This is a genomic window from Nocardia sp. NPDC005998, assembly GCF_040614395.1.
Taxonomy (GTDB): Bacteria; Actinomycetota; Actinomycetes; order Mycobacteriales; family Mycobacteriaceae; genus Nocardia.
Map to the genome: position 1 here is coordinate 36,400 of NZ_JBEXUI010000004.1, position 18,847 is coordinate 55,246.

The window sequence follows — 18,847 nt, forward strand, 5'->3', positions numbered from 1 at the left end:
CATCCGTCTCGCGGCCGCCACCCCCCACCGAATCGCTTCGCGATGCAGAACGCCCACCCGTCACCCGACCGCCACCCCCCACCGAATCGCTTCGCGATGCAGAACTCATATGCGCAGCCTCCCCACCAGCCGCTGTAATCCCGTACCCGGTTTGCTGTACGCGACCGCTCCGGTGAGCGGGCTGTCCCCGAATGTGGCCAGCGCGCCACGTATTTGCGGTGCCGTGCTCGTACCGAGTTCGACCACCGCTACGGTGTGCTCGCACAGCGGGGCCAGTGCGATCGCGTCGGCGGCATGTGCGACCGGCGCGGCCTGGATCACCACATGGTCGTAATCGGTGCGCAGCTTGGCGACCACGGCCGCGAAGCGGTCGGAGGCCAGTAGATCCACGGTGTGTAGATCGACCTCGCCCAGCGGCAGCACCGTCATTCCGGCCTCTGGCCAGCCGGTCAGTGCGTCGGTGACCGGTATCGACCCGCGCAGCACGCCAGCCAGTCCGGGCACCGCCCCGGCGACGACCTGTTGCGATCCGCCGTGACCGGAGGTGTCGGCGTCGATGTAGACGACGTGGTGGCCGGTATCGGCGAACGATTTCGCCAGTGCCATCGCGATCTCCGGTTCCGATCGCGCCGACAGACTGGACAGCAGTACCGTGGTTGCCTCGCCATTGCGTTGCAAACGCGTTCGCAGCCTTCGAGTTTCGTTGACGGCACCGGGACGGCCGATATCGATGATGCCGAGGATCGGCACCGGCGCACCGGAACGTGACAAACCCGGAATCGGGGTGGCCAGTACCGCTTCCAGATCATTGGATGTGCGCAACTTGCGGTCGGTGCGATCGCGGACGAAGGCGGCGAGCCCGCCGAGTGCGAGTCCGGCCAGCAGGCCGAGTGCGAGCAGCCGGGTCGACTGCGGGCCGCTGGGACCCGATGGCAGCTCGGCGCGGTCGACGACCTCGGCCCTGGCCGCGGGTGCGGCGTCCTTCTCGATGGATTCGAGTTCGGCGATCAACTGACGAAATTGCGCGACAACGGTATTCGCGATATCACGAGCGCGTTCGGCGGTACTGTCCTTGACCGAGAACACGATCAGTGTGGTGGCGGGCGGCGAGGCCGCGGTGATCTTGCCGCGCAGTTCGTCCACCGACATCTTCAGGCTGAGGTCATCGATGGTGCGCTTGGCCACATTGGCACTGGTGGCAAGATCGAGATAGGAACGCACGCGCTGCTGGGCGGCAAGTCCACCCTGATACGAATCGTTCACCGAGGTTCCGGTCGCCATCGAGACGTACACACTGCTCGTGGCCACATAGTTTTTCGGCTGGTTGCGGGTATAGCCGACCGCCGCGACCAGGCACAGCACCATGACAGCGAGGATCAGCAGCCAGCGGCGGCGCACGATATGCCAGTAATCGATCAATCCCATGATTCGGATCCTTTTTTCCCGATGACGACCAATGGCTGTTGCGGCGGCTGCGCCGGTGCTCGCGGATTCGGCGCCGGAGCCTTCGGCGCGCGAGGTTTCGCGCGGCGCCGATACTCCTCGACCACCAGATAGATCAGCGTCGCCAGCACGGCTGCCTGCAAGAATTTGCCGAGCGCCTCCATGCTGCCCAGAATTCCGCGCTCGAACAGCGAGGAGGCTCCGGTCAGCGCAAGTGCCAGCACCACCACCGGGAAGTAGCGGGAATAGAGGGCTTTGGCCCAGGCGAGCAGTAGCAGGAAAGTGAATCCGACGCTGACGACGATGCCGGTGTAGCCGCCGACGACGTAGCCCTCGTTGACATTTCCCTCGGCCAGCGACACCTGCACCCGGGTCATATCCACCGACGCGCCCCGAATGTCATTGGCCCATGCGGTGCCGGATTGGAATTTCGGAGCGCCCAGCAACTGCGTGGGGATCAGACTCAGCGCCGCGTGCCGGAACTCCTCGGCGGGTGTGAGCCAGTATCCGGTCCCGTGGTAGTAGGCATCGGTCGCGGCCTCGAGCAGATCGAAGCGCCGCAGAATGCTCAGGAACGGTCGCACCGTCGGCGGATAGGCCGAGCTGATCATGACCGCCTCGGCCTTGCCGGATTCGGTGGTCTTGAACGACTGCAACCAGCCGAAGCCGCCGATACCGAGCACCGCAATCGCCAGCACACCGACGACCTTGGCCTTGGTCCAGCCCAGAATCGCGAAGCGGACCGCCACCGCGAGCGCGGCACCGAGGATCGGGGTCTTCGATTCGACGACCACCGTCCATATCAACTCACCGGCCAGCAGCGCGCCGATCAGCAGTGCGGTGGTCCGCGGCCGGGTCGGCCGGATGAAGATGATCAGCCCGAGCGCAGCGACGGTCGCGAGGATGCCGACGAAGTTGAGTATCGGATTGGCACTGTCGACATCACCGGCGTGACCGATGGATCCGGTGGCATAGGACGCGCCGCGCCCGAGCAGGCCGATGGCATAGATGGTGGCGAGCGCGGGCACGAAGTCCGGGTTCACGCTCATTGCGGGCGCCGCCGGGATCGGATGGTGTCGCGACCAGATCGCATATCCCACAATCAGTATCGCGTATACCCACAGCCCGAAGACGACATGGTGCAGGACGAGGGCGATGCCGCGGTCGTAGCCGAGTTCGGCGAGTCGCGGATCGGGTACATTGTCGCCGTAGTGCGGTTCGGGTTGCACCGCCAGCAGCACCAGGGGACGCGCGAGGTAGGACAGCGACCAGAACGCGGCCTGCGCGATGATGAAAACCCGTGCGACACTGGGCGCCCACGCCGCGGCCACTGCCACGGTGACCAGCGCGCATGCGATGGCGATGATTTCGGTGTAGGCGGTCATGACCGCGCCGCCCCCAACGCGTCCATGATCTCGCGCGCACGATCGACATAGCGGTGCCCGCCGTCGGCGATCCGCCGGTATCCGGCCTCGGCCATCGCATCCGCCTGCTCCGGATGCCGCGCGCACCAGTCCAGGATCTCGCGCAATTCGGCCGGCTCGGTGAACAGGAAGCATTCGACGGTATCGCGCAGCAGTTCGGCGTGCTCGTCGGTGCGCTCGCCGACGAAAAGTCCACCCGCGGCGGGCACTTCGAAGGTGCGGCAGGTATGGGTGTCGCGATTATCGGAGTTGAGCAGCACCAGATTCGCGGTGATATCGGCGACCACCGCCGAATATCGCGACCCGTACACCGGACCGCCCACCGCCGCCCGGGTGGTGCGCAGTTCCGGAACCCGCCGCCAGCCCGGACCACGCACCAGCGCTCGGTCACCGTAATCGCGGGCCAGTGCGACCATTTCGGCGCGGCGATCGGCGCGGCAGACGCCGATGAAGCCGACCAGGTATCGCGGCGTCCGCCCGCGCGCCGCCGGGTAATGCCACGCCGGATCGTAGGCACTGCGGACGAAACCGACCGCCTTTGCGCCGCGTTCCAGCAGTTCGGGCACATTGTGCCGCTTGGTGGTGACGATCAGATCCCAATCCGGTTCGTGCGCAAGATATTCCGAGCTGATGTTGTCAGGATTGGCGACATCGTCCGGGCTGTAGTGCACATGCAGCCGTGCCGGAATATCCAAGAGTCTGCGCTGGTTCAGATGAACGGCCTTGAAGGCGAAGACCATATCCGGACGAAATTGCGTTGCGGCACGGTCGATTTCGCCGTGCAGCTCGGTGACGGTCCAGGGTGCGCGGCGCCGCGCGAACTTGGCGTAGACCCATGGTGGCGAGAGCCGCGTCGGCAGGGTGACCGACGTGGAGTCGATCACGACCACCTCGTGTCCCGCCTGCCGGAAGCCATCGGCGAGCGAGCGCGCATTGCTGCCGACCCAGTCGTCCCCGATGAACAGGATCTTCAAGAGGTCCCCTCCTCGCGCATCAGTACCACCGCCGGTTCCACGGACACCGATGCCGTGCGTTCGCGCACGATGAGGGTCCGAACCCGGACGAGATACCAGATCGCCGTGCTGAATTCGACCAGCACACTCCCGTAGACCAGCGTCCACACCGAATGCGTGCGAAACGCGATGAACAGCGCGATTCCCGCCACGCAGGTGCCGAGAACCGCGCCGATCAGCACGCCGGTGGTGTCCTGGCGCACCGGCAGCAGTGCCGTGGTGACGAACGAGGTGATCGTGGTCGCGGGCAGCATGAAGATCTCGACCCGCAACAACCCGACGGCCCCGGTGAATTCGTCGCCGAAGACCAGTCGGATCAGCAGCGGCGCGGCCAGCCACACCGCCACGGCCGCGACCGTCGCGACACAGACGCACGCGGCCAACGCCATGAGCGCATGCCGCCAGAACCGGTGATCGGTACTGCGCCGCGCCATTCGGGGCAGCAGCGCGAAACCGATGGGGTCCAAGGTGGATTGGATGGCGCGCACGAGCCGATCGCCCGCCGAGTAGAGGCCGAGCGAAACCGTGTCCAGCACAGCGGAGTACACCGCCGCCGCGCCCTGACCATAGGTGGTCACCAGCACTCGCGAGGCGAGAACCGGTGCGCCCGTGCGCAATACGCTCTTGTAATGCCGCGGACGGGCGGGTAGCCCGAAGGTGCGCAACGAATCCCACCAAGTCAGCGCCACGGTCGGCACCGAAGAGATCAGCAGGCACAGCAGCGCGAGCTGAGCGCTCGGCATGCGGGGGAGCAGCCCGACGAGCAAGATCAGATAACCGACTCGTCCGACCGCTTGGTAAGCGGTGCTGGCCCCGAACCGGCCCTGCCCGATCAGCAGCCAATCCTCCGAGACGGACCAGAATCCGCCCGCGAACAGACCCAGCAGAATCATGTCCACCTGAACCGGCGCGCTCGCGGCCAGGCTCAGCAGCAACGCGATCCCGATGACGCCGAGGGTGGTCGTGCGGATGGCCAGATAGTCGCCGCGCAGCTGATTGATGCCGCGCAGCCGCGCGCTGTCGCCATCGCGTTCCCGCGAATCGTGTACGCGCGCGGCCAGAAACGAGGTGATGCCGAGATCCACCAGCAGCGAGCCGATGAAATACGAGGACATGCCGATCGCCAGCAGGCCGAGTCCGTTGGCGCCGAGCACCCGCGCGATCAGCGGAACGGTGACGATGGTGATGACGTACTGCCCGTACTTGCCGAAGGTGACGTAGCCGATATCGCGCAGTACCGCGGCGAAACCGTGCGATCGGTGCAGGCCGCCGCCGGGTGCGCCGTGGTCTGCCCTGCGGTGGGCGCCGCCGGTGGCGGTCGGTGTCGGCGGAGTGGTGGGCGACGGCTGGTCCGCGACGTGTTCGTGTTCAGACATGCGGAGTCCGTTCCTGCGGATTCTGCTGGCCCTCTGCGGCGGGAGCGACGGGTCCGGAGGAGGTAGCGGAGCGTAACCATGTAGAGCCCCGTGAGCGCCGCGGATTCGACACAGCGACGGGAGCGACGGTTCCGGAGGCGGTAGCGGAGCGTAACCACGTAGGGCCCCGCGAGCGCCGCCGATTCAATTCAGCGCCGTTGCGTTGAGTGGTGACGGTGTCGAGAAATTCTGCGACTGTGCGCGCCGATTCCTCGATGTCGAAATCTCTGGCTCGGATGCGGCCCGCCGTGGCGAGGCGGGTGCGCAGAGCCGGGTCGCCGATGAGGGTGTCGAGTGCGGTGGTGAGTTGGTGCTGGTCGCCGCCGTCGACGAGCAATCCGTTGACGCCGGATTCGACGATTTCAGCGGGTCCGCCGGGACCAGAGGCGATGACCGCGCAGCCCGCGTGCATGCCCTCGACCACGACCTGTCCGAACGGTTCGGCGAGCACCGAGGAGTGCACCAGAATATCGGCGGCGCACAGATGGCGGCCGGGGTCCTCGACGTGTCCGGTGAAGGTCACCGGTAGCCCGAGTTCGGTTGCCATCCGTTCGAGTTCGGCGCGGTAGGGCTCCTCATCGAAGAAGGTGCCGCCGATGATGAAAACGTGCCGCGGTGGCACTTTCGCTGCCGCGATCGCGCGCAGCAGCACATCCTGGCCCTTCCACGGCGTCAGCCTCCCGACGGCAGCGAGCACCGTTTCGGTCGGTGCGCGTTGTGGCGCGCGCTCGGTGTCGTCGCCGAATTCCAGACCCGGGTACGCCACTACGGCGGGGCGGCGCCCGATCCGCAAGGTGCGCAATGTGGTTCGGCTATTGGCGATATATCCGCGCGCTATCAATCTGCCGAGCAGCTGGATAACTACGGTCGGCAGTCGGCCGAAGTAGTCCACCGCGATCCGGTCGTGTACCTGCCATACCAGCGGAATGCCCGCGCGCCGCGCCGCCACCGACCCCATCACCAACGCCTTGGTGCTCTCGGCGACGAGCACATCGGCACCGAGTTCGCGGGCGGTCGCGCCGAGGGTCCAGCCCAGCCGCAGCAGTGCCGCGAATCCGGCGAGCAGGCGCAGCGGACCGGACCCGATGGTCATGGCGCGGCTGTCGAATCCGCCACGCAGCACGCGGGTATCGACCCCGCGTGCCCGCATGCGTTCGACCATCGGACCGTCCTCCGTATAGATCTGTGCCACGTCGATGAGCCGCATCGCGCGCAGTGCGGCCAGCAACCGCAGCGTCGCCAGTTCCGCACCGGAAGGCGCCGCGGTATGCGCTAGGAAGAGGGCCTTGGTCGTCCTCGATGGGGTCATCGCCTTAATTCCTCATACATCGTGAGATGGCGCTGCGCTGTGACATCCCATGAGAAAGTTTCTGCGTGCGAGCGACATTGCTCGGGTGTGGGCAGCGTGCCGTTGAGTGCGGCCACAATTCGCGCGCCGAGTGCGTCGGCGTCGCGGGCGGGCACGATCAGTGAAGAATCCAGTCCGCGTACCGAATCCGGCAGTCCGCCACAGTCGGTGACGATCGGGGCCCGCCCCGCGGCCAGGGATTCCAGGGCGATGAGCCCGAATCCTTCCAGGGCGGTGGTCGGGACAACGGTGAATTCGGCCTGTTCGTAGTGCTCGGTGAGCTGTTGGTCATCGACATTGCCCGCGAAGGTGATCGATTCGCCCAGTCCGGTGCCCGCGGCCTGGGCACGCAATTCGGCTTCGGCGCCACCGGTTCCGACCAGGACCAGGCGGGCATCCGGATGTTCGGCGACCACGCCCGGCCAGCAGCGCAAAAGGGTATCGATGCCCATGCGGTGCTCGAGTCTGCGCACACACAGGACGGTCCGGTGGGGGCCGGCCGGTATCGGCGAGGCGCGGAAACGCAGCAGATCGACACCGGGCGGGATGACCCGGATCCGATCGGCGGGCACGCGATAGTCGAGGCCGAGTACGTCGCGAAAATGGTTGGACAGCACCACGAATCGGTCCGCGCCCGCGTAGCGGATCCGCTCGAGCAGATACTTCGCTCGTGCGCCGAGTTCACCTTGTCCGGTGAGTCTGCTCTCGGCGGCCCATGGTCCGTGGAAGTGCACCACCAGCGGCACCCGCCCGGCGCGGGTGCGGGCCGCGGGACCGTAGAGCGCGAAGTGTCGATCCAGCACATCCGCGCGGTGCAGTTCGGCCCGCTCCAGAAATGCGGTGCGGGCCCGGGCGATGGTCGAACCGCCGGTTGACCCCCATGACCGCGCGCCGGGCGGATCGTCGGGGCCGACCGCACCGAACGCGGACGCCGACATCGCTACTTCCGGTTGCCGCGCGAGTGCATGGAACAGTTCGGTGAAGTATCGATTGAGTCCGCCGGGGGCCGTTGAGAACCATTCTGAACCCGTCATATGCACACGCAGTGCCCCGGTTGCTGCCGTCACCGCGGCCCCCTACTCCTGGCGATGCTGGGGCGAGTCCGCCACCTGAACTCGCTTCCCGCGCAACAGTGTAGGGGAGTTCGGTGCGCCCGGTCGGGCGTAGAGATCATCTGCGATCAGGGCGAATGACCAGTTTGCTGCCGGTCGGCCGCCCTCCGACCGACCGGCCGCAGTCACTGGCCGAGATCGAATAGATTCGGCTGCCCGGCCCGGTAGCGCGCGGCATCCTGTTGCCGGAACGGTTCGAAGGCCGGAATCGAATCGCGGGTGAATAACTGGGCGTGGGCCGCGCCGGAGCCGGATGCGTCCAGCAGTGCGTTCACCGCGGTCCGGCCCGCCTCGTTGGCGCCCTCCATAGTGGCCAGATCGAAGTTGGTCCGAACGTAATCGGCGGCCAGGAAGAGGTTCGGGATCCGCGTCTGCGCGGTCGGCCGATCGGCCCAGGAGCCGATCGTATTCACCAGCAGCGGTTCATCATTGACATTCCGGCCGTCCGCCCAGGTGATACCGGGATCGAGCATCCACTCGCGAACGATTCCCTCCGGCAGCTGAATTCTGCCGTCGTCGTTGAGCGCCGCGGTCATTTGGGCCCAGGTTTCCTGGTAGATCTCCGCCCGGGTGCACTGTTTGGCCGTCTTGCCGAACAGGATGCCCGGAGTATCCCAGTCGGCGATATCGATGGTGAGGCCGTCGACGATCGAACCGTCGCCGTATTTCGCCGCGTAATCGACATTCCAGAACGCGCGCTGGGTATAGGAGGTCAGCCGCCACGGTGCGTCGAGGTAGATGTTGTAGCCCTTGCCGAGGTCCAGCTTCTCGGTGACGAACATCTGCAGGCCGTTCATCCAGTCGACGGTGAGCGCGTCCATGCGGCCGAGTCCCGGATCCAAGGCGCGGATCTCCGGTGACCACAGCCGCCGCGCCCGATCGGTCGGCACCGCGCACACATACCAATCCGCGTCGAACAGCTCGGTCGCACCATTCGGGCGGCGGATGCGCGCGCCGCCGATGCGGCCGTCGGACACCACGAATTCCTCGAGTGCGTGTCCGGGCCGGAATTGCACGCCAAGGCTTTCCAGTAGCGCGATCCACGGATCGAGCCAGGCCGCATTGGTCGGGCCGTTGAGCACCTCGTAGACCTTCGGGCCACCGGTCAGTTCTTGCAGCAGTGCGATGAAGAAGCCCTCCATCATGTTGCCCATGGTCCTGGTGCTGGCCACGTACTCCTTGGCGGCCACCAGCGCGCGGGTCAGACCGGTGGCGGCCAATGCCTGGAACTGTGCGGATCGCTGTGCCGCGCCCACATAGTCCCACCAGCTGACGTGCTCCCACTGGCCGAAGCGGCGCTCCTCACTAGAGGTCAGATAAGTGACGACGCGCCCGGCCATATATATCGCCTCGGGCAGTGGAACGAGATCGTTCTTCATGAACACCTCGACCAGGATGCGCTGCAATCCCTCCGGTGTAAGTGCCTGCGCGGGATCGAAATAGAACCCGAACATGAGCGGGAAGCCATCGGGCAGATCGCCCGAGCGCGGATAGCGCGGATCGCTCACCGAGAACGGAATCAGGTTGTCGTACACCGACTTCCGGGTTCCCGGCAGTGGAATGCGGCGCATCGTATCGTGCACGTGGTGGTAGAACGAGGTGAATCCGCGTGCACCGTGTTCGCCCGGTAGCGGCGCCCGACCGCCGACGCCGGTGCCGGGCAGCGGGATCGTGCGGGATTTGCCCCCGAGTTCCTTGCGATCGAAGACAGTCACCGCGAAGCCGCGCTCGACCAGTTCGTGAGCCGCGGTCAGACCGCCGATGCCAGCGCCGAGCACCGCGACGGTATTGCGCGCCGGGCCGTTTCGGCGGCGCGGCGCTGATTGTGCCGGCGCGCTCGCGGTCGATGCCGCCCATCCCGCGGTGCCCGCCGCCATGGCCGCGCCGCGCAGCAGTGTGCGCCTGCTGACCTGGTTGTCCCGATCTCGAGTTGGCACTGCGCGCCCCCTAAAACTGACGATCTCGATCGTCATATTTATCAGATCAGCGGTTCCGCATGGGAGACAATGCGAAGATGACAATGCAGCGACGCCCGGTGCGGACCTACGGCGGTGTGGGTGCCGAGGATCGAGTCGCGGCGCGGCGCGGCAAACTCCTCGAAGCCGGACTGGAACTGTTCGGCACGCGCGGGTACGCGGCGACCGGGGTGAAGGATCTGTGCCGGGCGGCCGGGCTGACCGACCGGTACTTCTATGAATCGTTCGCCGGAAATAAGGAACTGTTCGCCGCGGTCTTCGACCAGGTCATCGACGAGTTGTTCGCGGCGGTGGCCGCCGCGGTCGAGGCCACACCGGCACGCGGCAGCCGCAAGCTGCGCGCCGGTATCGGCACGTATCTCACTGCGCTGGTACAGGATCCGCGCAAGCTGCGCATCGTCTTCGTCGAACCGGCCGCGGCCGGGGCCGAACCTCGGATGCGAGAAGCGTTGTGGCGCTTCGCCCGTTTGGTCGCGGCCACGGCCACCCAGGCGCGTCCGGATGATCGGCCGCCCGCGGAGATCATCGATATCTTTGCGCTCTCGGTGGTCGGCATGTTGGAGCGGGTGATCGTCGAGAAACAGGGGGGTCGCCTCGACGTGCCGATCGACGATCTCATCGACTATTGCGCCGACTTCGCCGCGGCATCTTTGCGTGCGGTCTACCAGGGCCAGATATCCAAGCGCCCAACGGATTAGCGAGTGGCCGACATCTCTCGGGTGCGGTAGATTCCACATCGAGTTCGTGCCCGGCACGGACCGACCCGCGGGGGACCAGCGGGAGGGACTAGGACAGTGGGGACCACGGGGTCTGTGGCTGAGCGCAATGATATCGCCGAGCGCGAGATACGGGTGCTGGTCGAGAACGGCGAATACTGGCTACGCAATCGCGGCGATATCGCGATGATGGTCATCACCGTCGAGCGCATCCGCGCGCGGTGGCCGCGGGCGCGCATCGGCGTGCTGACCCATCAGCCCGGCGTATTGCGGGCTTTGGTACCGGAGGCCGAGCCGATCTGCGGCCCCGAGTGGAGTTGGGGTTCCGACGGCTGGCACGGATTGTTGAATCGCACGGCCGGAACGAAATTGGTCGGACCGGCGGCGCTGTGGTGGCGGGCGAACACCGACGGACCCAAGGACCGACTGCGGGCGATCCGCGCGCGCGGACGCGGCGACACCGCGGACCCGCAGGAGGATTCGGTGGCACCGGAACTCGAATTTCCGGTGGAGATCCCCGCGGCGGTCGAACAGGCGTCGCTGGTGCTCGCGAACGGCGGCGGCTATCTGACCGATGTCGACCGCTACCAGGCCCATCGCACCCTGAATCTGCTGGAATACGCATCTGCGCTCGGCATTCCGACGGCGCTGATCGGGCAGGGCATGGGGCCCGTGCGTGACCCATATCTGGTACGGCGAGCTGCCGAGGTGCTGCCGAAGGTCGACTTCGTGGCCTTGCGTGAGGGGCGGCGCGGCCCGGAACTGCTCGGCAAATTCGGTGTCGCGTCGGACCGGATATTGGTCACCGGCGATGACGCGGTGGAATTCGCCTATCGCAGCCGCGATGCCAGGATCGGCGCCGATATCGGAGTATGTCTGCGCGTCGCGGACTACGCGCAGGTCAGCCTGGAGGCGCAGGGAATTGTCGGGCAGGTGGTGCGCACCCGCGCCGCGGAATTGGATGCCGGACTGGTGCCGCTGATCATCTCCGAATACGCCTCCGAGGATCGGCTCTCGACGCTGCCGCTGCTGGTGGGCGCGGCCAAGCCGCTGCCGCCGGTCGGTCGCGGCGGCACCCCAGCCGATGTGGCCCGGCAGGTCGGGCGGTGTCGGGTGCTGGTGACCAGCGCCTACCATCTGGCGGTCTTCGCACTGGCGCAGGGCATTCCGGCCGTCGGCATCACGGCCTCGGAGTATTACGACGATAAATTCCACGGGCTGGCGCAGATGTTCGGGACCGGTCTGCGGGTGGTGCACCTGAATGATCCCAAACTGGAACAAGAACTGACCATGGCGCTGGACGAGCTGTGGGACGATGCACCTGCGCTCCGGGATCCGCTGCAACAGCGGGCCGTCGACCAGATCGATGCGGGCCGGAGCGGATTGGAACGAGTTTTCGGATTGGTGGAAAACGGACCGGTCCGGCCGGTGCAACGATCAGGGGGATAGACTGTCGTGACAACGCTGTCGGTATGTGTGCCCGCCTACAACTCCGGCCGGACGCTCGCGACTACCCTGCGTTCGATTCTCGATCAGGACGCGGAATTCGAACTGGTCGTCCTGGACAATGCGAGCTCCGATGACACCTCGGAGGTAGCGAAGTCCTTCGACGATCCACGAATCCGGTTATTGCGCAATGACATCGTGCTGAATATCGGCGACAACTGGGATAAGGCGATCCGCGCCTGTACCGGCGAACTGGTCAAGGTCGTCTGCGCGGACGATGTGCTGCGACCGGATGCCGTCACCACACAGCTCGCGGTGATGGCGGATCCATCGATCGCCATCTCCTCCAGTCGCTTCGAGGTGATCGACGAGGCGGGGGCCGTGCTGGAGACCGGCCTCGGCTTGGCCGGTCTGCTCGGCAGGCAGACCCCGCGCACATTGGCCCGGACCATCGTCCGCCGCGGTCCCGCGGATTTCGGCCCGACCGCCGCGGCCATGTTCTATCGCGAGCACTACGACCGTGTCGGCGGGTTGCGCGGTGATCTGGTGTTTCCCATGGACGTCGACCTGTTCGCGCGGGTCTCGTCCTTCGGCGTCTTCTTCGGCATGACCGAAATCCTGGCGGCCTGGCGCAACTCATCCTTCAACCTGTGCAGCCAAACCTCCACGGTCAGCAAGCTGACCGATATGTACCGCTTCCACCACCGCATCGCCAACGACTATCCGGATCTGGTCCACCGCGGCGACGTACTGGCCGGTGACGCCCGGCTGGCCAGGGCGGCGCTGCACCGCCTGCGGGTCCGCACGGTGGCCACCGTCCGCAAGCGCCCGGACCTGCTGGTCTGATATCGAACTTCGCGTGGCGGCGCGGTGTATGACGTATCCACTACCTAAAGAAACCGTTAACTAATCCGTTGCGGCTGCGCGCGATCCGGCGAGACGAAGTAGAACAAGGGGCGGGGTCTCGCGGCAGGAAGCGTTGATGTGGATGGTTATTGATCATGTATCGCATGGCACCCTGCTATCGGGCCGACTCCCGGATGAGCGGGGGCGTTTCGGTGAATTCGGCGGCAGATATGTGCCCGAAGGCCTGATGGTCGCGCTGCTGGAGCTGGAAGAGGCGTATGCGCTGGCGCGCACCGATTCCGGATTCCGTGATGAGCTCGGCGAATTGCTGCGCACCCGGGTGGGTCGTCCGACGCTGCTGCACCAGGTACCGCGCTTTGCGCGATCGCTGGCGGTGCCGGGGGTGCGGGTGTATCTGAAGCGCGAGGATATGACGCATACCGGTGCGCACAAGATCAATAACGCGCTGGGACAGGGTTTGCTGGCCAAGCGGATGGGTAAGACACGGATCATCGCCGAGACCGGTGCCGGTCAGCACGGTGTGGCGGTCGCGACCGTATGCGCGATGCTCGGACTGACGTGCGTCATCTATATGGGCGCCCACGATATGCGGCGACAGGCCTCCAATGTCATGCGAATGACCCTGCTCGGCGCCGAAGTGCGTCCCGTGGAGACCGGCAGCCGCAGACTCAAGGAAGCGATCAGCGAATCGGTGCGCGACTGGGTTTCGAACCTCGGTACCACCCACTACCTGTTCGGCACATCGGCCGGACCCGCGCCCTATCCGATGATCGTGCGCGATCTGCAAACGGTGATCGGCAAGGAAACCAGGACCCAGATCCTGAAATCCGAAGGCCGACTGCCGGATTACCTGGTGGCCTGTGTCGGCGGCGGCAGCAATGCCATCGGCCTGTTCCACCCCTTTGTCGACGATCCGGCGGTCCGGTTGATCGGCGTCGAGGCCGCGGGCCTCGGTGTCGAAACGGGTCAGCATGCCGCCACGCTCAATATGGGCAGTCCGGGCGAGATGGACGGCGCCTACAGCTATCTCCTCCAGGACGACGACGGCCAGGTCACGCCGACGCACAGCATCGCGGCGGGCTTGGACTATCCCGGCGTCGGCCCCGAACTCAGCTACCTCAAGCACACCGGTCGCGTCGCCTACCGCGCGGCCACCGATGCCGTGGCCCTGCGCGGCCTGCATGCCCTTACCCGCACCGAAGGCATCATTCCCGCCCTCGAATCCGCCCACGCTGTCGGCTATCTGCTCGAACTGGCCGAACAGGGCGAGCTTCCGGCCGACTCGATCGTTGTGCTCGGCCTGTCCGGGCGTGGCGATAAGGATCTCGCGATCGCGGCGGAACGGTTGGCCGGATAGGCGGTTCGCGGATCGGCCGCCGTATGCCAGGATGGCCGAATGACCAACGGGGTGAGCCGGATTGCCGAGCATACGGTCGAGCTGATGATGGATTACGGCCAGTTCTGCCTGGACGGTGGCTTCGGTGATCCGGATTCCGAACTGCCCCTGCTCGAGCAGGCGCAAGCCGCGCAACCGTGCGCAGGGGACGGCGCCATGCTGGTGGTATTGAGCCCGCATCAGAACAATTTCGAGATGTCCATCGCGGTGCAGGTGTGGACCGGCAGGCCGCCGGATGATCGCGAGCAGTGGCAACAGGTATGTGAAGGTCGGTTGCGGGTGGATTCCGATGGGGCACTGAATATCTCGTCACCGCCCGATGGTTGGGCGGACCAGTGTCCGGTTCCGCCGGGGGACTATCTGATCGAGGTCAGTGGTCGCGGATTCGTGAATTACGGATGGCCGGGTTCGACCACGCCCGGCGATGTCTGGCGGATTCGGCTATGGCCCGATGACGGTGGCGACCTCCTGCCGCACCAACAGTGGGATATGCCCGGGTATGGCATTCCCGAAAATGTGCCGATACCGGAGCGAACCGATACCGAGGAGGACCCGGAGTCGCAATGGGTCGCCGTTATGGACTCCGAAGGCACGCGATATCTGACCGTCGGTGAGCTGGCGGCGGAGCGGGTGGCGGCCGAGCGCGCGGAATGGGGTGGCGATCCGATACCAAAACTGCGCGAATACTTTTCGGCTCCAGAGCTGGCTGGTTTCGATCGCCCGCTGGTCGAGGCGATCGCCGCCATGGACGAGCCGACCTTGCGGCGGCTGGCTCATAGGTGCGCCGTCAAGGCCTGCGAACTGGCCGCGATCGCCGAAAGATCCTGGGTGGCACCGGCATTGGCGGCATTGCGGGACGGACGGCCGCTACCCGCGCCGTTCGATGACATGCAGACCGCCTTCGACCGACTGCACGACGAGGAGTTCGGCGCGGTCGAGGACGAATCGCGCCAGTTCGTCGCGACGATCGGTCAACCGGTGCGGTCGGAGTCGAATCCCTTCGATATCGGGCCCGTGCATCGACCTTCCTTCGCGCTCGGCGCCATTGAACACGCCACCGATCCCGACCCATTGGCCGCGGCGATTGCAACACTGTATTCCGCCGCCATCACCTTCGGCGCCGATGCCCGCGTGCTGTTCGCCGAAATCGGCGACGAGTTCCGCTGATCGATGGTCGGCAAAGGCATTGTGGCGCCCGAACCTCAGGCGCCACAACGCGTTTCGTCGCCTGATCAGATCGTCCAGAGCCTGCCGTAGGTGTAGATCGCATCACCATTGGCGCTGATCACCCGCACGAACGGACGAATCGTGGTTTGCCCGAGGACGCCGGAAATGGTGCCGTGGAAGCCCGACATCCGAATGAAGCCTTCCGCGCCGAAGACATCACCGCCCGTGCACTCGAAGGTCTGGATTCCCGGACCGAAGCCGACCTCGAGTTCGACGCCCGCGCGCGGGATCAGACCGCCCAGCTTGAGCACCGCGCCGTCGGCGCCGCCGAGATCGACGCCGACATCCGGTGTGTACCACTGGAATCTGATCCGCCCGTTCACCGTGGCCGGATATCCGACCTGATAGCCTATGGTGATGTGGCCCGACCAGTCCTGGGCGTTCGCCCCGGTGACGCGGTAGGCGGCCTCGCCGTTGTGAAACCACTCGCGGGTCAGCGGGTTGCCGTCCAACGGTGGCACGAAATCGATCCGGGTATCGGATTGGATCGCCTCGACCGTGCGATCCTGCCGGTCGACTATCTGACTGCTGCTGTCGATTGCCGCGGATGCGGCGCCCGTGGTAAAGGCCAGCAACAAGGCCATTACCGAGGCCGAAACGAACGCGCGCAGACTCCGACTACGGAGCGTGTTCTCCCTCATCAGGTATTTCCCCTTGTTCCCCAATAACAGATGTCTTGACAGCAAAACGCGCGGCGCCGACGACGAACCCCACTGCGGCGCAGCGAATTCACAGCATTTGTCACCGCCCTTCCGAAGGACCAGCCGGGTCATCGACGACCCAGCGGCCGTCGAGTTCGGGAAACCTGGCACCGACCTCCGGGAGCAGATCGCGCAAGGTCAACAGCACGAAATCCGGTTGGGCGCGGACGAGTTCGGCGGGGGAGATGATCGGTATATCGGTACCGGGCATCCGGCGGCCCTGTTTCGCAGGCGAGGCATCGGCGACCGCGGCGATGAGCCCGCGGTGTACCCCGGCGAGGCTGAAGAGCGCGACCGCACGAGAGGCCGCGCCATAGGCGTAGACCCGCCTGCGACGCGCCGCCATCGCGTCGAGCCAGTGTCGCAAGAGCCGGGCATGCTGGTCGGTCGTGCGCTGCAGGCCCTGCAGCGCACCGAGATCGGTGTGCTCCGACTCCGCGGCGCGAACGGCGCGCACAGCATCATCCGGTTCCGCCGCACCGTGCACCGCGCCGATGAGCACCGTGCCGCCGTACAGATCGAACTGCCACGCCATCGCCACGCTCATTCCCACGGCCTTCAGTAGCCGCTGCAGCGCCTCCAGCGAGTAGTACGCGAAATGCCCGTGCCGCAACGCATTCCACTGACCGGCCGCGACAATGGTGGCCAGCGAGTGGTACTGGAGCAGCAGCACGCCGGTCGGCGCGGTGGCGGCGGCCCGCTGCGCGAAGGCGGCCCGCTGATCGGGTTCGTGCATGATGCCGAAGCAGTCCAGCACCACATCGGCGACGCCGTCGACGTCCGCGAATCCGCGTTCGACGAGTAATGGCAGCCAGGTCCCACCGTGCGGACTGCCGAATTCGCGCACGGTGTGCCCGCGCAACAATCCGGCGCGCGCGACCCGCGCCACGGCGTCGGCGGCCTGATCGCGCAGCGCCTGCGGTTCGATACCGCGCGGCTCCTCGGTGCGGGTGTCGTCCTCGGCCAATTGCGCCAGCCCGCAGGCACCGCACACATCCATGCGCAGCGGATGTGCGATCTCCGCGGCGTCGATCGCGCTCCCGGCGAGCGGGAAGTGGTCGGCGGCGGGGACCTTGCCGAGATCGAGCACCGGGGTGAGTTCGGTACCGCGGCAGCCCCGGCAACCGCGACCCATGACCGTGCCGTTCATGTCACGATGGCCTGGTGCGCATCGAACAGACCGATCTCGCCGATGTCCTGGTGCTGGTGCCCGAACCGTTCCGGGACGAGCGCGGCCTGTTCACCCGTACCTTCGACGCCACCGAATTCGATGTCCACCTCGGCGCACCCGGAATCGCGGCCGCGTTCGTGCAGGATTCGCAATCCCGTTCGGCGCGCGGGGTGATCCGGGGCATGCACGGGCGATCGGGGCGGGGTGAGGCGAAGCTGGTGCGCTGCGCGCATGGCGCGGTGCACGACGTCCTCGTCGATATCCGGCCCACCTCGCCGACCTTCGGACGCCAGCAGGCGTTTCGGCTGGACGACACCGAATTCCGGCACCTGTATGTGCCGCCGGGCTTCCTGCACGGCTTCCAGGCGCTGACCGCCACCGCCGACGTCTGCTACCGCATCGATCGCCCGCACGATCCGGCCGAGGATATCGGCGTCGCCTACGACGATCCGGATCTGGCCATCGCATGGCCGCTGCCGGTCACCGTCGTCTCCGCCCGCGACCGGGCCGCGGGCAGCTGGCGACAGTTGTTCACGAAGGTGCGGGCAGCTCTGCCGGAGGGGCGCTGATCCGACGCATCGACGCATCGAGCACCCCGGTCTGTCGCAATTTCTCCAGATGCGGCAGCCGGGTGAACCGGCGGAAGAAGTCGTCACTGGTCAGTCCCCTGGCGGTGTATTCGCGAGACAGCTGCTCGGCTCCGGCGGCCACCGTCCATGTCGCGTGGTAGCCGAGAGCCGAACGGGCAGCGGAGAAATCGACGCGGTAGGACCTCGGGTCCGCGCCGCTTTCACCGGTGATGGACAGCCGGGAACCCGGCACCGCGTCCACCACGGCCTTGGCGATATCGGCGACGGTGAGATTGTTCGCCTCGGTGCCGATATTGAATGCCCGACAGTTGATCGCGGCCACCGGCGCGGTCAGACAGGCCGCGAAGGCGTCGGCGATATCGGCGGCATGCACCAGCGGCCGCCACGGTGTCCCATCGGAGAGCACCTTGACCTCGCCGGTGAGTACCGCGTACCCGACCAGATTATTGAGCACGATATCCGCGCGCAGCCGCGGCGAGAAGCCGAATGCCGTTGCGTTGCGCAGGAATACCGGTGTGAAGTCGTCATCCGCGAGTGCGGCGACATTGTCCTCGACGCGCACCTTGCTCTCGGCATAGGGCGTGATCGGGCGCAGCGGTGCGTCCTCGGTGACGAGTTCGTCGCCCGCCGCGCCGTACACCGAACAGGTCGAGGCGTACAGAAACCGCTGCACCCCAGCGTCTTTCGCGAGTCGGGCCAGTCGGACCGACGCGTGATGATTGATGGCATAGGTGATTTCGGGATCGACTGCGCCGAGCGGATCATTGGACAGCGCCGCGAGATGGATCACCGCATCGAATCCGGTGAGCTGCTCGACGGTCACATCGCGCAGATCGACCGCGAGCCCGGGCGGATCATCCGGCAGTCGACCGAGTACGCAGTCGGCGAAGAATCCCGTATCGAGTCCGACCACCTCATGCCCCGCGGCGCGTAGCACCGGAGCCATGACCGTGCCGAGATAACCCTGATGTCCGGTGAGCAGAACGCGCATGCCGTGTCTCC

Annotated in this window: 15 protein-coding genes and 2 pseudogenes; 7 read left to right on the forward strand and 10 right to left on the reverse strand. The window is 66.2% G+C overall.

The window, feature by feature from the left end; genetic code table 11:
- Positions 1–105 precede the first annotated feature (105 nt).
- The 7 genes and pseudogenes from ABZ293_RS08565 to ABZ293_RS08595 all read right to left on the reverse strand — a co-directional run bounded on the left by ABZ293_RS08565 (position 106) and on the right by ABZ293_RS08595 (position 9,692).
- Complete coding sequence (locus tag ABZ293_RS08565) at positions 106–1,425, reverse strand: Wzz/FepE/Etk N-terminal domain-containing protein (RefSeq protein ID WP_355178634.1); 1,320 nt, start codon at positions 1,423–1,425, stop codon at positions 106–108.
- The gene (locus ABZ293_RS08570; protein ID WP_355178636.1) at positions 1,416–2,828 is read right to left on the reverse strand and encodes a hypothetical protein; all 1,413 of its coding nucleotides are present in this window, start codon (positions 2,826–2,828) and stop codon (positions 1,416–1,418) included. The genes ABZ293_RS08565 and ABZ293_RS08570 overlap by 10 nt, the downstream gene beginning before the upstream one ends.
- A complete protein-coding gene (locus ABZ293_RS08575) occupies positions 2,825–3,841 on the reverse strand; it encodes a glycosyltransferase (protein ID WP_355178638.1) in 1,017 nt (338 codons plus the stop codon). Before ABZ293_RS08575 ends, ABZ293_RS08570 begins: the two co-directional genes overlap by 4 nt.
- Complete coding sequence (locus ABZ293_RS08580; RefSeq protein ID WP_355178640.1) at positions 3,838–5,256, reverse strand: lipopolysaccharide biosynthesis protein; 1,419 nt, start codon at positions 5,254–5,256, stop codon at positions 3,838–3,840. Before ABZ293_RS08580 ends, ABZ293_RS08575 begins: the two co-directional genes overlap by 4 nt.
- Before the next feature lie 196 nt (positions 5,257–5,452).
- Positions 5,453–6,604, reverse strand: a pseudogene (locus ABZ293_RS08585) (glycosyltransferase family 4 protein); the annotation flags it as partial.
- The gene (locus tag ABZ293_RS08590; protein WP_355178642.1) at positions 6,601–7,677 is read right to left on the reverse strand and encodes a glycosyltransferase family 4 protein; all 1,077 of its coding nucleotides are present in this window, start codon (positions 7,675–7,677) and stop codon (positions 6,601–6,603) included. The pseudogene ABZ293_RS08585 and the gene ABZ293_RS08590, both read right to left, overlap by 4 nt.
- Positions 7,678–7,880: 203 nt before the next feature.
- Positions 7,881–9,692, reverse strand: a complete 1,812-nt coding sequence (locus ABZ293_RS08595; RefSeq protein WP_355178644.1) for an FAD-dependent oxidoreductase — start codon at positions 9,690–9,692, stop codon at positions 7,881–7,883.
- Positions 9,693–9,769: 77 nt separating this feature from the next.
- On the opposite strand from ABZ293_RS08595, the gene ABZ293_RS08600 reads away from it, so the two are divergent.
- From ABZ293_RS08600 to ABZ293_RS08625, 6 genes and pseudogenes are all read left to right on the forward strand, one after another.
- Positions 9,770–10,429: a TetR/AcrR family transcriptional regulator gene (locus ABZ293_RS08600; protein WP_355178646.1), complete on the forward strand. Its 660-nt coding sequence runs from the start codon at positions 9,770–9,772 to the stop codon at positions 10,427–10,429.
- A gap of 114 nt (positions 10,430–10,543) precedes the next feature.
- Entirely contained in the window at positions 10,544–11,896 is a 1,353-nt protein-coding gene (locus ABZ293_RS08605) for a polysaccharide pyruvyl transferase family protein (protein ID WP_355178648.1), read from the forward strand.
- Positions 11,897–11,902: 6 nt separating this feature from the next.
- A complete protein-coding gene (locus ABZ293_RS08610) occupies positions 11,903–12,739 on the forward strand; it encodes a glycosyltransferase family 2 protein (protein ID WP_355178650.1) in 837 nt (278 codons plus the stop codon).
- Positions 12,702–12,803 (forward strand): annotated as a pseudogene (locus ABZ293_RS08615) (hypothetical protein); the annotation flags it as partial. The gene ABZ293_RS08610 and the pseudogene ABZ293_RS08615, both read left to right, overlap by 38 nt.
- A gap of 78 nt (positions 12,804–12,881) precedes the next feature.
- Positions 12,882–14,117 (forward strand): tryptophan synthase subunit beta, encoded by a 1,236-nt coding sequence (gene trpB / locus ABZ293_RS08620; protein ID WP_355178652.1) that lies wholly within the window; start codon positions 12,882–12,884, stop codon positions 14,115–14,117.
- A 39-nt stretch (positions 14,118–14,156) separates the two neighbouring features.
- On the forward strand, positions 14,157–15,323 hold the full coding sequence (locus tag ABZ293_RS08625; RefSeq protein ID WP_355178654.1) for a hypothetical protein: 1,167 nt from the start codon (positions 14,157–14,159) through the stop codon (positions 15,321–15,323).
- 65 nt (positions 15,324–15,388) lie between these two features.
- On the opposite strand, the gene ABZ293_RS08630 is transcribed toward ABZ293_RS08625, so the two are convergent.
- Positions 15,389–16,024, reverse strand: a complete 636-nt coding sequence (locus ABZ293_RS08630; RefSeq protein WP_355178656.1) for an MspA family porin — start codon at positions 16,022–16,024, stop codon at positions 15,389–15,391.
- A gap of 100 nt (positions 16,025–16,124) precedes the next feature.
- Entirely contained in the window at positions 16,125–17,234 is a 1,110-nt protein-coding gene (locus ABZ293_RS08635) for a methyltransferase domain-containing protein (RefSeq protein WP_355178658.1), read from the reverse strand.
- A gap of 14 nt (positions 17,235–17,248) precedes the next feature.
- Here ABZ293_RS08635 and rfbC point away from each other — a divergent pair, with 14 nt between their 5' ends.
- On the forward strand, positions 17,249–17,824 hold the full coding sequence (gene rfbC / locus ABZ293_RS08640; RefSeq protein ID WP_355178660.1) for a dTDP-4-dehydrorhamnose 3,5-epimerase: 576 nt from the start codon (positions 17,249–17,251) through the stop codon (positions 17,822–17,824).
- On the opposite strand, the gene ABZ293_RS08645 is transcribed toward rfbC, so the two are convergent.
- Positions 17,787–18,836 (reverse strand): SDR family oxidoreductase, encoded by a 1,050-nt coding sequence (locus ABZ293_RS08645; RefSeq protein ID WP_355178662.1) that lies wholly within the window; start codon positions 18,834–18,836, stop codon positions 17,787–17,789. The two genes, rfbC and ABZ293_RS08645, sit on opposite strands and share 38 nt — an antisense overlap.
- Positions 18,837–18,847: the final 11 nt, after the last annotated feature.

Bases quoted from the DNA above. Each gene is read 5' to 3' on its own strand.
- ABZ293_RS08570 (WP_355178636.1), bottom strand. From the start codon at position 2,828: ATGACCGCCTACACCGAAATCATCGCCATCGCATGCGCGCTGGTCACC.
- ABZ293_RS08600 (WP_355178646.1), top strand. From the start codon at position 9,770: ATGACAATGCAGCGACGCCCGGTGCGGACCTACGGCGGTGTGGGTGCC.
- ABZ293_RS08565 (WP_355178634.1), bottom strand. From the start codon at position 1,425: ATGGGATTGATCGATTACTGGCATATCGTGCGCCGCCGCTGGCTGCTG.
- ABZ293_RS08645 (WP_355178662.1), bottom strand. From the start codon at position 18,836: ATGCGCGTTCTGCTCACCGGACATCAGGGTTATCTCGGCACGGTCATG.
- ABZ293_RS08590 (WP_355178642.1), bottom strand. From the start codon at position 7,677: ATGACGGGTTCAGAATGGTTCTCAACGGCCCCCGGCGGACTCAATCGA.
- ABZ293_RS08625 (WP_355178654.1), top strand. From the start codon at position 14,157: ATGACCAACGGGGTGAGCCGGATTGCCGAGCATACGGTCGAGCTGATG.
- ABZ293_RS08580 (WP_355178640.1), bottom strand. From the start codon at position 5,256: ATGTCTGAACACGAACACGTCGCGGACCAGCCGTCGCCCACCACTCCG.
- ABZ293_RS08635 (WP_355178658.1), bottom strand. From the start codon at position 17,234: ATGAACGGCACGGTCATGGGTCGCGGTTGCCGGGGCTGCCGCGGTACC.
- ABZ293_RS08630 (WP_355178656.1), bottom strand. From the start codon at position 16,024: ATGAGGGAGAACACGCTCCGTAGTCGGAGTCTGCGCGCGTTCGTTTCG.
- trpB (WP_355178652.1), top strand. From the start codon at position 12,882: ATGGTTATTGATCATGTATCGCATGGCACCCTGCTATCGGGCCGACTC.